The following is a 12,888-nucleotide window of genomic DNA, read 5'->3' as shown; positions in this document are numbered from 1 at the left end:
GGCTGCGCCGGTGGAGTCGTTGTTTCTCCCGGGCCGAAGGACCAGTGCGCCGCGCGAGCAGATGCCTGCCCGGGCAACGCGAGCGGCGCGCCTTCGCGGAAGCGGCAAGTCATCGGCACACACCTGACAACTACCCGTGCCACCAATGAGGGAGAGTGGACATGTCCACCGAACGTCCCTTTCAAGCTGCGACTTCTCCCGCCGAGTCCCCGACACCACCCAGTCGACGTACCTTCATCGCCACGACCACCGCTGTCGGAGGAGCCGCCGTGGTCGGTGGCCTGGCCGAGGGGCCGCCCGCGCTCGCCGCCGAGGAAGCGGCCGCCGCCGAGGCACCGCCCGGCAGTCGCGTTTCCCTGACGGTCAACGGCGTCCGGCGCACCGTAACGGTCGACAACCGCACCTCGCTCCTTGACCTGCTGCGCGAGCACCTGGACCTGACCGGTTCGAAGAAGGGCTGCAACGCCGGTGCCTGCGGTGCCTGCACGGTCCTGGTCGACGGACGCCGGGTCAATTCCTGCCTGACGCTGGCTGTGCGGCTGGAGGGCGCCGAGGTCACCACCATCGAGGGTTTGGCAAAGGGCGACCGGCTCCACCCGCTCCAGCAGGCGTTCATCGACCAGGACGCCTTCCAGTGCGGCTTCTGCACGCCGGGCCAGATCGTGTCCGGCGTCGGGTGCATCCAGGAGGGCCACACCGGCTCCACGGAGGAGATCCGGGAGTGGATGAGCGGCAACCTCTGCCGCTGCGGCTGTTACGTGAAGATCGAGCGCGCCGTCGAGCAGGCCGCCGGCCGGAAGTGAGGACCGATCCCCATGTATCCCTTCACCTACACCAAGGCCGCGGACACGCGTGAGGCCCTCAACGCCGGTCGCGCAGGCGGTCGTTACATCGCCGGCGGTACCACGCTCGTCGACCTGATGCGGGAGACCGTCGAGCGCCCCGGCTCGCTGGTCGACATCAGCCGCCTGCCGCTGCGCGAGGTCACCGTCACCGAGCGCGGCGGCCTGCGCATCGGTGCCCTGGTGCGGATGGCCGAGGCCGCCGCCCACCCCAAGGTGCGCGCCCTGTATCCCGTCATCTCCGAGGCGCTGGAGCTGAGCGCGTCCGCCCAGCTGCGGAACATGGCCACCATCGGCGGCAACATCATGCAGCGCACCCGGTGCACGTACTTCCGCGATGTGACAGCCGCCTGCAACAAGCGCAAGCCCGGCTCCGGTTGCGCGGCGCTCGAAGGCTTCAACCGCACCCACGCGATCCTCGGCACGTCCGACTCCTGCGTGGCCACCCACCCTTCCGACGTCGCCGTGGCCTTCGCGGCCCTGGAGGCGACTGTCCACCTGTTGGGCCCGGACGGGGAGCGTCGAGTCCCCTTCGTCGACTTCCTGCTGCGGCCGGGCAGCACCCCTCAGCGTGAACAGGCCCTAAGGCAGGGCGAGTTGATCACAGCAGTCGAGATCCCGGCGCTTCCGCGCCCGCTGAAGTCCGGCTATCTGAAGGTGCGCGACCGGCAGTCGTACGAGTTCGCGCTCACGTCGGCCGCCGTCGCACTGCACGTGCGCGGTGGAGTGATCCAGGAGGCGAAGGTGGCCGCCGGGGGAGTGGGCACGGTGCCGTGGAAGCTCCCCGCCGTCGAGCTGCATCTCGTCGGTGAGCGTCCCTCGAAGTCGTTGTGGGCGGCCGCCGCGGAGCAAGCCGCCGTCGGGACCCGCCCCCTTACCCACAACGGCTTCAAGACCGAGCTCCTCAAACGCACCGTCGAACGCCAGCTGAGCACCGTAGGAGGCACCAAATGAACCAGCCGCAGGCAGCGGTCGGTGCGGCGGCGCCCCGGGTCGACGCACGGCTGAGGGTGACCGGGCAAGCGAAGTACGCCGCCGACAACAGCCCCGACGGGGTCGTGCACGCGGTCATCGTCGACAGCAGCGTCGGCCGTGGTCGTGTCACCGGCATCGACACCCGGGCCGCCGAAGCCCAGACCGGCGTCCTGAAGGTGATCAGCCATCTCAACGCGCCCAAGCTGCCGCCCCGTGAAGGGCGATTCCCGCCGGGTGAGCCGCTGCGACCCCTCCAGGACGACCGGGTCAGGTTCTTCGGACAGCCCGTCGCGGTCGTGGTGGCCACCACGCTGGAGACCGCCCAGCACGCCGCGAGCCTGGTGGAGGTCTCCTACGACGCCGAGCCTTCTTCGACCGACATCAGCGTCGCCGAACCCGCCGACGATCCGGAGACCTATGCACGCGGCGACGCCGACGCGGCCCTGGACTCCGCCCCGATCCGGCTGGACCTGACGTACCGGATGGCCCGCAACCACCACAACCCGATGGAACCGGCCGGCACCGTCGCCCGCTGGGACGGTGACCGGCTGACCGTCTGGGAGAAGACCCAGTATGTGCAGGGCACCGTGTTCACCCTGTCCGCCGAGTTCGGGATCCCGCCGGACAGCATCCGTGTCATCTCGCCGTTCGTCGGCGGGGCCTTCGGCAGCGCTGCCCGTACCTGGGTGCAATCCGTCATCGCGGCCCTGGCCGCCCGCGAAGTGAAACGCCCCGTGAAACTCGTACTCACGCGCAGGCAGTTGTACTTCGGCGTGGGATTCCGGCCCGCATACGAGTACGAACTGAGCCTCGGCGGCAACCGGCAGGGCCGCCTGACCGCGTCGGCGCACGACATCCGCACCGAGAGCTCCCGCTACGAACGGCACAGCGAACACGTCCTGGAACCCGGCCGGATGCTCTACAGCACGCCCAACGTGCGTCAGGCGTACCGTCACGTCCCGCTGGACGTGAGCACCCCGTGGTTCATGCGCGGCCCCGGCTACGCCAGCGGTGCCTTCCCCGTCGAGACGGCGATGGACGAACTCGCCCACGAACTGGGCCTGGACCCGATCGAGTTGCGGCTGCGCAACGAACCTGCCGCCGACGAGTCCACCAATCTGCCGTTCTCCACCCGCCGCATGCGCGACTGCTACCGCGTGGGCGCCCGCGAGTTCGGCTGGCACCGGCGCAACCCCAAGCCCCGCTCGACGCGTGACGGTGACTGGCTCATCGGTATGGGTATGGCCGCCGGTGTCTACGACACCCAGCGCAGCGAGGCCCAGGCCTCGGTCCGGCTCGATGCCGACGGCACCGCCCTGGTGCAGTCCGCGACCAGCGACATGGGCCCCGGCACGGCGACCTCCATGACCCAGGTCGCCGCCGACGCCCTCGGCCTGACCATGCGCCAGGTGACTTTCCGGCTCGGTGACTCCCTCATGCCCCCGGCCCCCGTCCACGCCGGCTCACAGACCATGGCCAGTGTCGGATCCGCTGTTCAGGACGGCTGCGACAAGCTGCGCAAGCAGGCGATCACGCTCGCGGTCAACGACGAGGGCTCACCGCTGCACGGAGCCGACGCCGCAGACATCGTCGTACGAGGCGGTCGGCTGTATGTGAAGGACGAACCCACCCGCGGGGAGACGTACCGGCGGCTGCTGGCCCGCAACAACCGCACCCACCTCGAAGCGATGGGCTCGTACGCCGGGGCGTCGGAATCGGAGAAGTTCTCCTTCTACGCCTACGCCGCGACGTTCGCCGAAGTGGCCGTCGACGCCCGCCTCGGCCTGGTACGGGTGCGGCGCATGGTCGGCGTGTACGACGCCGCCCGCATCATCAACCCGAGACTCGCCGACAGCCAGGCCATCGGGGCCATGGTCGGCGGTATCGGTCATGCCCTGATGGAGCACACGGTCACCGACCACCGCGACGGCCGGATCGTCAACGCCAACCTCGCCGACTACCTCGTGCCGACCCACGCCGACATGCCTGACATGAAGGCGATCTACATCGAGGGCGAGGACTACGAAGCCGACCCCATCGGCGTCAAGGGACTCGGCGAGATCGTCATCGTCGGAGTGGCGCCCGCCATCGCCAACGCGGTCTTCAACGCCACCGGCCGCCGGATCCGCGAACTGCCCATCACCGCCGAAGCCCTGCTCTGAACGAATGCCCGGCCGGCCGGTCCGCCCACCGGCCACCCGGGCGCTCCCACCAGCGTCCGGCGGCCCAAGCCACACCGCCGGGCACCGGGGCCGCCGCCGCGGCCTCTCCCCCAGTGCGCGGCGGCGGTCCCTCAAGTCACCCACCTCACGGAAAGCCCGCCATGCTGAACATCGCGGACACGTTGCACCAGTGGTGCCGCGAGGCCCGCCCCTTCGCCCTCGCCACCGTCGTCCACGTCACGGGCAGTGCACCCCTGCCCGTCGGCACCGCCCTCGCCGTCGACACGGACGGCACCGCGGTCGGCAGCATCTCCGGCGGCTGTGTCGAAGCGGCGGTCTACGAGCTGTGCCAACACGTCCTTGCACACGGCGGGCCGCCCGCCCGCGCCGGTTTCGGCTACTCCGACGACGACGTCTTCGCCGTCGGCCTGACCTGCGGCGGCGAGATCTCGGTCCTGGTACAGCGCGTGGAACCCGTCGCCGAGCCCCACCTCGTCACCGCCCTCGAAGCCGTGCTCGCGGGGCGCCGCACAGCCGTCGCCCACATCGTCGACGGCCCCGACGAACTCGTCGGCCGTACGCTCCACGTCCCTGGCGAGGGGTCCCACGACGGCACGCTCGGTTCCGGGAGTGAGGACCGGCAGGTCGTGGCGCACGCCCGCGCGCTCCTGCGGGTGGGCCGCACAGCCCGCATCGAAGTGGGTGGCGACGGCGGCACCTGTCCCCGGAAGCTGACTGTCCTCGTCCACACCCGCGCACCCCGCCCCCGCATGCTGATCTTCGGCGCCGTCGACTTCGCCGCCGCCCTCAGCCAGGCCGGACGCTTCCTCGGCTACCACGTCACCGTCTGCGACGCCCGCCCCGTCTTCACCACCGCCGCCCGCTTCCCGTACGCCGACGAGGTCGTCACCGACTGGCCCCACCGCTATCTCGCGGCCACCGAGACCGACGCCCGCACCGCCGTCTGCGTCCTCACCCACGACGCCAAGTTCGACATCCCCCTGCTGTGCCTGGCACTGACCCTCCCCGTGGGCTACGTCGGCGCGATGGGCTCACGCCGCACCCACGAGCACCGCATCGACCTCCTCCGGGAAGCCGGCGTCTCCCAGGACCAATTGGCCCGTCTGCACTCACCGATCGGCCTGGACATCGGCGCCCGTACGCCCGAGGAGACAGCGATCTCCATCACGGCGGAGATCATCGCCCACGCCGGCCGCGGCACGGGCCGGTCCCTGTCACAGGGCACCGGCCCCATCCACCATCCCACGCAACCTCTGTCCGGCCTGGCGACGGTGCCGTAACGCATGCACAGATGCCGTGCGGTCGGTCATGCGCCGGGGTGGGCGTGGCCGGTCTGGTAGGCGATCACGACCAGTTGGGCGCGGTCGCGGACGCCGAGCTTGGTCATGATGCGGTTCACGTGGGTCTTGGCGGTCCAGGGCGAGACGTGGAGCTGTTCGGCGATGGCGTCGTTGGAGAGACCGGCGGCCACGAGGACGAGCACCTGGCGCTCGCGTTCGGTCAGGCTCGTCAGCTCCGGGGCCGGACTGCTCGTCCTGTCGGGCGTGGCAAGGTACTGGGCGATGAGCGCCTTGGTCGCCTTGGGTGACAGCAGCGTGTCTCCGCGGGCGACCAGCCGGATGGCGTCGAGGAGGTCGGAGAGCTCCACGCCCTTTCCGAGGAACCCACTGGCCCCGGCACGCAGCGCCTGGAAGACGTATTCGTCGGCTTCGAAGGTCGTCAGGATCAGCACCCGTACGCCCGCGAGGTCTTCGTCCGCCGAGATGGCACGTGTGGCGGCGAGGCCGTCCATGTCGGGCATCCGGATGTCCATCAGGACGACGTCGGCACGGGTGCTGCGGGCCAGTCTGACCGCCTCTTCGCCCGTCGCCGCCTCTCCGACCACCTCCAGGCCCGGCTCCGACTCGATGAGCATGCGGAAGCTGGTGCGGACGAGGGCCTGGTCGTCGGCGAGCAGGACGTGGATGGTCATCCCTGCCTCCCCTGAGTGGCGGTCGAGCGCAGGACCGTGCCGGACCGATCCGACGTGCGGGTGTCGGTCGGTGGCCCGGCTTCGGGCAATGGCAGACGCACATCGAGGTGAAAACGACCGTCGGCGTCTGCTCCGGCCTGGTAGGTGCCGCCGACCGCGTGGGCACGCTCGCGCATGCCCGTCAGCCCGTGTCCGGTGCCGATCCCGGCCGGCGAGGGGGACGGGCCGATGTGTATGCGGTTGGCGATCCGGATGCGCAGTTCGTCGCTCTCGTAGTCGACGCGCAGGTCCGCCTCGGCGGTGGCACCGTGTTTGTGGGCATTGGTCAGCCCTTCCTGGATGACACGGTAGGCGGTCAGGTCGATGGCGGTCGGCAGGGGGCGCGGGTGGCCGGCCTGCCGGTGGCGGACGCTCAGTCCGGCGGCGGTCAGCGATTCGAGGAGCCCTCCGAGGCGGGACAGGCCGGGCAAGGGTTCGGTCGGCTGCACATCGTCCGTCTCGTCGCCGGACTGTCGCAGCACGTACAGCAGCGATCCCAGTTCGTCCAGGACGGTGCGGCCGGCGTCACGGATGTGGCCGAGCGCTACCTCGGCCTGATCCGGCCGACTGCGCAGGAGATGCCCCGCGACGCCCGACTGAAGCGTGATCAGGGCGATGTTGTGGGCGATCACGTCGTGGAGTTCCCGGGCGATGCGCAGCCGCTCTTCGGCGACCCGGCGGCGGGCCTCTTCTTCCTTGCTCGCCTCCGCCCGCAGCGCTCGCTCCTCCATCGCGGCGACGTAGTCGTGCCAGGTGCGTACGGTGACGCCGACGGCGGCGAACATCCCGGTCCAGGCGAACGCGGCGCCACCCTCCGGGCTGGAGGCCGAATCCATCGCCCAGGTGATGACGGCGTACAGGGTGAGGGCCGTGCTTGCGGTGGCGATCAACGCGATCCGCCGACGGACCGTTCGGGCCACGGTGTAGACCGCGATCAACGCGGCGACCTTCAGCACCCGCGACGGATACGACGCGAGGACGGTGAAGGCCACCTCCCCGAGCACCGCCAGCGCCAGGACGGGCAGCGGTGCCCGGCGGCGGGCCAGCAGAAGCAGGAACGCGGCCACCGCGGCGATGGCGTCGGCGCCCGACGGTCGTACGCCGTCGGGCCACCGCCCGACCAACAAGGGCAGCATGCCGACACCGCCCACAAGGGTGGCGAGGGCGGCATCCAGCAGGCGCGGGTGAGCGCCGGTCATCCGTCGCAGCGGCGCCGGTCCGATCACGGCTTCACCGTTCCTCAGTACAGATCCGTAACCGGGGTCACGCGTCGCGTCGCTTGAGCAGGACGGCCGCGCCGGCCAGGAGCACGACGATGTAACCGGCGAACACCGCGAGCCCGGAGCCGGGTGACAGCGAGTCACTGGCCGTCTGTACGGTCATGACCGCGTTCGCCGCGTTCGACGGCAGGTACGGGCCGATGGCGTCGTTCCAGTTGCTGGGCAGTAGCTGGATGAGGCCGGGCACCACGAACAGCGCGCCCACCACGAGGGTGATCGCTCCGGCGGTGTTGCGCAGCAGGACGCCGACCGCCAGGCCGATCAGTCCGGCACCGGTCAGGTAGACCGCCGCGCCGGCAAGTGCCCGGAACACCCCTGGATCGGACAGCGCGGTGGTGTCCAGACCGCGGGAGGACAGGACCGACTGACCGGCCAGGAAGGCTCCCAGGACCGCGATGAACATGAGCACGAAGCTCACCACGGCGAAGACGACCACCTTGGCCCACAGCACCGGCAGCCGTGACGGGACCGCGGCCAGCGTGGCGCGGATGGACCCGGTGGCGTATTCACCGGCACTCATCAGGACCCCGAGCACCGCGACGGCCAGCGAGGCGAGCATCACCCCGCCCAGGCTGATCGAGGTCGGGTCCCCGAAATCATCCTCTCCCGGACCATCTCCGGAGCCGACCACACTGCTGAACAGCAGTCCGAAGCCGATGACCAGTGCCACGGTGATCGCCAGCGTGTAGAGCGTCGAGCGCAGCGACCGCAGCTTGATCCATTCCATGTGGACGACCCGCGGAAAGGTGACCTGCTGACCGCCCGCATGCCGACCGGCGGTCCCGGTCGTTTTCTGTGTGTCGCCCGTGTCCTGTGTGTCGAGGGCGGTGGTGCTCATCGGTTCGTCCTTCCGGCGGTGGCGAACTCGGTGGTGGTGGCGTGGTATTCGACGGAGTCGCGGGTCAGCTCCATGAACGCCTCCTCCAGTGACGCCTCCTGGACGAACAACTCGTGCAGTACCAGCCCGGCGGCCGCGGCGCGTTCGCCGATCTCGGCGGCCTCCAGCCCCTGGACGTCCAGCACGCCCGGCCGGCTGCTGCTGACCGAGACACCGTCACCCACCAGCAGGTCACGCAGGGACGCGGCCTGCGGCGACTGTACCCGTACGCTCCGGCCGGCGGACTGGGCGATGAAGTCGGCGAGCGGGCCCGCGGACAGCAGCCGGCCGCGCCCGATCACGATGAGATCCTCTGCGATCAACGCCATCTCGGTCATCAGGTGGGAGGAGACGAAGACGGTCCGCCCCTGGTCCGCGAGGTCCTTGAGGAGGTTGCGGATCCACAGCACGCCTTCGGGGTCGAGGCCGTTGACCGGCTCGTCCAGCATGACGATCCGCGGGTCGCCGAGCAGTGCCGAGGCGATGCCCAGCCGCTGCCCCATGCCCAGCGAGAAACCGCCCGCCCGCTTGCGGGCCACCTCCGCCAGGCCGACCATGTCGATCACCTCCAGCACCCGCCGCTTGCCGATGCCGCTGCTCGCCGCCAGCGCGAGCAGGTGGTGATACGCCGAGCGTCCAGGGTGGATCGACTTCGCCTCCAGCAACGCCCCGATCTCCTCCAGCGGGGCCTTGTGCTCCTCGTAGGGACGGCCGTTGACGCGGACGGTTCCGGACGACGGGCGGTCAAGACCCATGACCATCCGCATCGTCGTCGACTTGCCCGCCCCGTTGGGCCCGAGAAAGCCCGTCACCACGCCAGGACGCACGGTGAAGCTCAGCGCGTCGACCGCGAGCTTGTCGCCGTACCTCTTGCTGAGGTTGTTCACCTCGATCACCAGCCACCTCCGGGTTGTTTTAGGCCTCAAGGTTCTTGCAAGGGGGTCGGCTTTTGCATTGCCCTACGGCGGTCACTGCCTGTACCACGACCGTGGTACGCCGCTGTCGGCGGCAGCGACCGTGGGGTGACGCTCGTCGCCGCTCACTGTGGTCGAACGAGGTTGACCGTCGACTCGAGATGGTCGTGACCTGCGGATCCGTCGGCCGGCGCTGAGCTTTCCACAGAGCGCCGCCCGCGCCCCGTCAGCGGGGCGCGGGCGGCGGGCTTGGCGTGCGGTCGCGGCTCCGCGCTAGCCGGCGCGGCGTATACGCGCCCGCAGCTTCGGGAACTGGTCGAGGGCGTTGGTCCGCTCAAGAGCGATCCGCTCGCGCCGGCTGTAGATCTCGTCGACGGTCGGTTCGGGGTCACCTGCCTTGAGAAGCGGCAGGCTGCCCTTGAGGAAGGGCATCGTCTCGACGTTGTCGGCCGCGTAGAGGTGGCGGGTCGCCGGCCAGTCGCTGCCGAACATGATGTGGCTGTCGGGCACAAGGGACGACAGCGGCTGCAACTGCGCGGCGGTGAACGCCTGTGCGTCGTCGAAGTACATCTGCTTGATGTACTTGAGGGGGCCTTCCGGCAGCACCTCGTTGAACGGCGGGAAGGCCGAGTGCCGTGTCGCGAGCCGGTAGGCCAGGAACGGCAGGGCCCCGCCGCAGTGCGTGAAGTGCCAGCGGATGTTCGGGTAGTCCCGCAGGACACCGTTGTAGATCAGGCTCGTCATCGCACGGGTCGCGTCGAACGTGTACTCGAAGACGTTGTTTCCGGCCGGGATGTCGGGGCCGAAGCAGAGCTTGGGAGCCGGGTTGTTCTCCGGACCCGTCGGGTGGACGTAGACGTAGGCGCCGCGGTCATTGAGGATCTCGTACAGAGGCTTGAAGGAAGGGTCCCCCAGGTAGGTGCCCTTGTAGTTGGTGAGCAGGCAGATGCCGTCGAGATCCAGTTCGCCGAGCGCGCGGTCCACCTCGGCCACCGAGCCCTCGATGTCGGGCATCGGAGTGACCGCGAAGATCCCGAACCGGTCACCACGGGTGTCCACGAGGTCGCGGGCGTAGTTGTTGACCGCGCGGGCGGTGGCGCGCCGGTCGTCGACCGGGCCGACGGTGACCTGGAGGTCGCCGAACGACAGGACGCTGGCCTGGATCCGGTACTGGTCCATGAAGGCCACGTGCCGATCGACCGACCACGGACCGTACGCCCCGGTGATGGCGCCGAGCAGGCCGTAGCGCTTCAGGTAGTCGTTGTACACGTCGGGGGAGTAGTGCGCGTGGGTATCGATACGCCAGTTGCCCTTCGGCAGGCCCGGGCCGGACGATGCTGCCTCCGGACTGGCCATGGCCGCCGGCACTGTGGCTGCCGCCGCCGTGACGAGCGCCGCGGCCGATGCCCCTTCGATCATCCTTCGACGCGAGATGTTCCGTCGCAGGTTCATTTCCAGTTCTCCTCTTCTTTCTGTGTGCGAGCTGTGCGAGTCAGGTCGTATGCGCGTGTGACACGGCGCTGTCACCAGGCCGGGCAGGGCCTGCGCAGGACGGCGATGGTCCCCGCAGTAATGGCAACCGCTGCCTCCACGCGCGGGTGGGCGCGCGGTGCAGGCCGATCGGTGAGCGCAAGCGGGTAAGTCGCTTTTCGGCCGGGCCAGTCCCCTCTAACAGGTCGATCCGGCGCTCATGTGTGGGAACCCGATGGCGTCGACGTAGCCGCGTCGGCCGGCAGTCAGCTGTGGAGCCGACCCGCGAGCAACGCCGCCGACCCCGCCGGCGCTGCCCCCACAGAGGTGAACAGGCTGGCGGTTCCTTCATGCAGCGCTTCATCCATGCGGTGCGTCATCGCCGACCGCCTGCCCAACCGGGTCCACGCGCCTGGCCGACCCCGGACGAAGGAACGCGCCGATCACAACGGACCCGGACAGTGCGGAGTCAACCGCCGGAGTCAGGTGCCGCACAGCAGGGTGATCATTGCTTTCCACCGGCGGGACGAGGAGTACGTGCATGACCGCCAGACAACAGCCGCCTCATAAAGCACGTGCCACCCAGCACATGAAGCTTCCATGAGGCCAATCGCCGCACTGGCGCCCGCTTCCCGCAGCGGTCTCCTGGCTCTTCGACTGGGCCACGACGGCATCGATGAAGGCGTCGGTGACCTGGCCGCGGTCGAGGAAGAGCCGGGCGAGGACGGGCCCGTACAGGAGGGTGAACTCGTCGTCGCTGATCTGGACGCCCGAAGGCTCCAGCAGCCTGTTGAAGCCGGCGTAGCGGTCTTCGCCGATGCGGACGAGTGCCCGGGCGCTGTCGGGGTCGTGGTCGGCCTGGGCGGTGACGGCCAGAGCCGCGGTGCGCACGGCCGGCACGCTGACGCCGGCGCGCAGGCTCTTCAGCCAGGCGGTGGCCACGGCGCCCACGGCGCTGCCCGGTTCGGGGTAGGTGCCGAGGTCGGGGCCTTCGAGGACGAGGTCGAAGAGCAGGGCGGCCCGGGTGGGCCAGTGCCGGTAGAGGGGCAGCCCCGAAGAGCAGAACGGGCGGGACACCGGGATGGATCCCGAGCAGGAGGAGTAGAAAGACCAAGCCGCCCACCGGAGGAAGAAGGGCTCCGGTGAGCGGTCGGCCCGTCAGCCGCGACGCCGACCTCTCCGAACAGCGCACCTGGCCCACACCTAGCCGCCTGGATCGTCAGTGGGGCTCTCCCGCCTTCACCCCTTCAGTAATCGATCCGGGTGTCAGGGCAGGAGGAGGACTTTGCCGGTCTGTCGTTGGCTTTCCAGGTATGCGTGGGCCTCGGCCGCCTCTGCCAGGGGGAAGGCCCGGTCGATGATCGGGTTGATCTTTCCGGCCGCCAGCAGTTCCAGGCACAACTGCTGGTCCCGCAGGGTCGCGCCGCGCACACTGGCGATCCTCACCTGCCCGCCGATGAGCGCGAGTGCGTCCAGCTCAAGCCGGGAGCCCTGGTTGGCCGGTGTGCCCAGGACGATGACCGCGCCGCCGAGCCGTATGCAGGAAAGGGAGAGCTGGAAGAAGTCGTTGCCGCCGACACAGTCCCAGACGGCGTCGGCGCCCAGACCGCGCGTGAGTTCCCTGACCTGTGCCGGCAGTCGGGGATCGGTGGAGTGCAGGATGTGGTCGTAGCCGAGCTTCCTGAGCGCTTCGTCGCGGTCCGGCTTGGTGGTGGTGCCGATGACGGTGGCTCCGCTCAACTTCGCCAGTTGTGCGCAGGCGATCGCCATCCCGCCGCTGGCGCCGGTGATGACCAGCGTGTCGCCGGGACCGACAGGTGCCTGCCGCGCACAGTTGAGCGGGGTGGTGTAGGTCCACATGGTGGCTGCGGCTGTCTCGAAGTCGACGCCGTCGGGGATGGGCAGGATCGCGTCCTGGCGACGCACGACGTACTGGGCGTATCCGCCGAAGACCTGGTGTCCGGGGTAGGCGGTGTCGATGCACAGGTTCTCGAGCCCGCGTACGCACAGGGCGCAGTCGCGGCACGGCGGGTGCGGAAGCTGCACCGCCCTGTCGCCGGGGCGCCACCCGGTGACGTTCTCGCCGATGGCGACGATTTCACCGGCCGCGTCCCGGCCGAGCTGGAACGGCAGCGGCCACGACGGCCGTCCCGGGAGAGGCTGCGGCAGGTTGCCCGAGCGGTACCGGAGATCCCAGCTGTTGACGGCCGTGGCGTGCACGCGCATCAAGATGTCGTCGGGGCCGACCTCGGGAATAGGCGCCTCTATGTACTTGAGCACCTCGGGCCCGCCATGTTCGAACAGGCGGACCGCCATCATGGTCTGTTCCACTCTCA

11 protein-coding genes are annotated in these 12,888 nt (G+C 69.7%); 4 read left to right on the top strand and 7 right to left on the bottom strand.

Going from position 1 to position 12,888, the window contains the following annotated elements:
• Nucleotides 1–161 precede the first annotated feature (161 nt).
• The 4 genes from ACTWQR_RS05695 to ACTWQR_RS05680 all read left to right on the top strand — a co-directional run bounded on the left by ACTWQR_RS05695 (nt 162) and on the right by ACTWQR_RS05680 (nt 5,280).
• Complete coding sequence (locus ACTWQR_RS05695; protein ID WP_443225782.1) at nt 162–803, top strand: (2Fe-2S)-binding protein; 642 nt, start codon at nt 162–164, stop codon at nt 801–803.
• A gap of 12 nt (nt 804–815) precedes the next feature.
• Complete coding sequence (locus ACTWQR_RS05690) at nt 816–1,796, top strand: FAD binding domain-containing protein (protein WP_443225781.1); 981 nt, start codon at nt 816–818, stop codon at nt 1,794–1,796.
• A complete protein-coding gene (locus ACTWQR_RS05685) occupies nt 1,793–3,979 on the top strand; it encodes a xanthine dehydrogenase family protein molybdopterin-binding subunit (RefSeq protein ID WP_443225780.1) in 2,187 nt (728 codons plus the stop codon). The genes ACTWQR_RS05690 and ACTWQR_RS05685 overlap by 4 nt, the downstream gene beginning before the upstream one ends.
• A 161-nt stretch (nt 3,980–4,140) precedes the next feature.
• A complete protein-coding gene (locus ACTWQR_RS05680) occupies nt 4,141–5,280 on the top strand; it encodes an XdhC family protein (protein WP_443225779.1) in 1,140 nt (379 codons plus the stop codon).
• Between the two features lie 26 nt (nt 5,281–5,306).
• Here the strand turns inward: ACTWQR_RS05680 and ACTWQR_RS05675 are convergent, their stop codons facing one another.
• From ACTWQR_RS05675 to ACTWQR_RS05645, 7 genes are all read right to left on the bottom strand, one after another.
• Nucleotides 5,307–5,972, bottom strand: a complete 666-nt coding sequence (locus ACTWQR_RS05675) for a response regulator (protein ID WP_443225778.1) — start codon at nt 5,970–5,972, stop codon at nt 5,307–5,309.
• On the bottom strand, nt 5,969–7,237 hold the full coding sequence (locus tag ACTWQR_RS05670) for a sensor histidine kinase (protein ID WP_443225777.1): 1,269 nt from the start codon (nt 7,235–7,237) through the stop codon (nt 5,969–5,971). Before ACTWQR_RS05670 ends, ACTWQR_RS05675 begins: the two co-directional genes overlap by 4 nt.
• A gap of 37 nt (nt 7,238–7,274) precedes the next feature.
• Complete coding sequence (locus ACTWQR_RS05665) at nt 7,275–8,129, bottom strand: ABC transporter permease subunit (RefSeq protein ID WP_443225776.1); 855 nt, start codon at nt 8,127–8,129, stop codon at nt 7,275–7,277.
• Nucleotides 8,126–9,064 carry an ABC transporter ATP-binding protein gene (locus ACTWQR_RS05660; RefSeq protein WP_443225775.1) on the bottom strand — a complete coding sequence of 313 codons (939 nt, stop codon included), beginning with the start codon at nt 9,062–9,064 and terminating at the stop codon, nt 8,126–8,128. The genes ACTWQR_RS05665 and ACTWQR_RS05660 overlap by 4 nt, the downstream gene beginning before the upstream one ends.
• A gap of 291 nt (nt 9,065–9,355) precedes the next feature.
• Nucleotides 9,356–10,534: an amidohydrolase family protein gene (locus ACTWQR_RS05655; protein WP_443225774.1), complete on the bottom strand. Its 1,179-nt coding sequence runs from the start codon at nt 10,532–10,534 to the stop codon at nt 9,356–9,358.
• Between the two features lie 582 nt (nt 10,535–11,116).
• Nucleotides 11,117–11,629, bottom strand: a complete 513-nt coding sequence (locus ACTWQR_RS05650) for a TetR-like C-terminal domain-containing protein (protein ID WP_443225773.1) — start codon at nt 11,627–11,629, stop codon at nt 11,117–11,119.
• A gap of 189 nt (nt 11,630–11,818) precedes the next feature.
• Nucleotides 11,819–12,883 carry a quinone oxidoreductase family protein gene (locus ACTWQR_RS05645; RefSeq protein ID WP_443225772.1) on the bottom strand — a complete coding sequence of 355 codons (1,065 nt, stop codon included), beginning with the start codon at nt 12,881–12,883 and terminating at the stop codon, nt 11,819–11,821.
• Between the last annotated feature and the right edge of the window lie 5 nt (nt 12,884–12,888).

This window comes from Streptomyces sp. 2A115 (assembly GCF_052245575.1).
Classification (GTDB): Bacteria; Actinomycetota; Actinomycetes; order Streptomycetales; family Streptomycetaceae; genus Streptomyces.
This window is presented reverse-complemented; position numbering and strand designations above follow the sequence as displayed.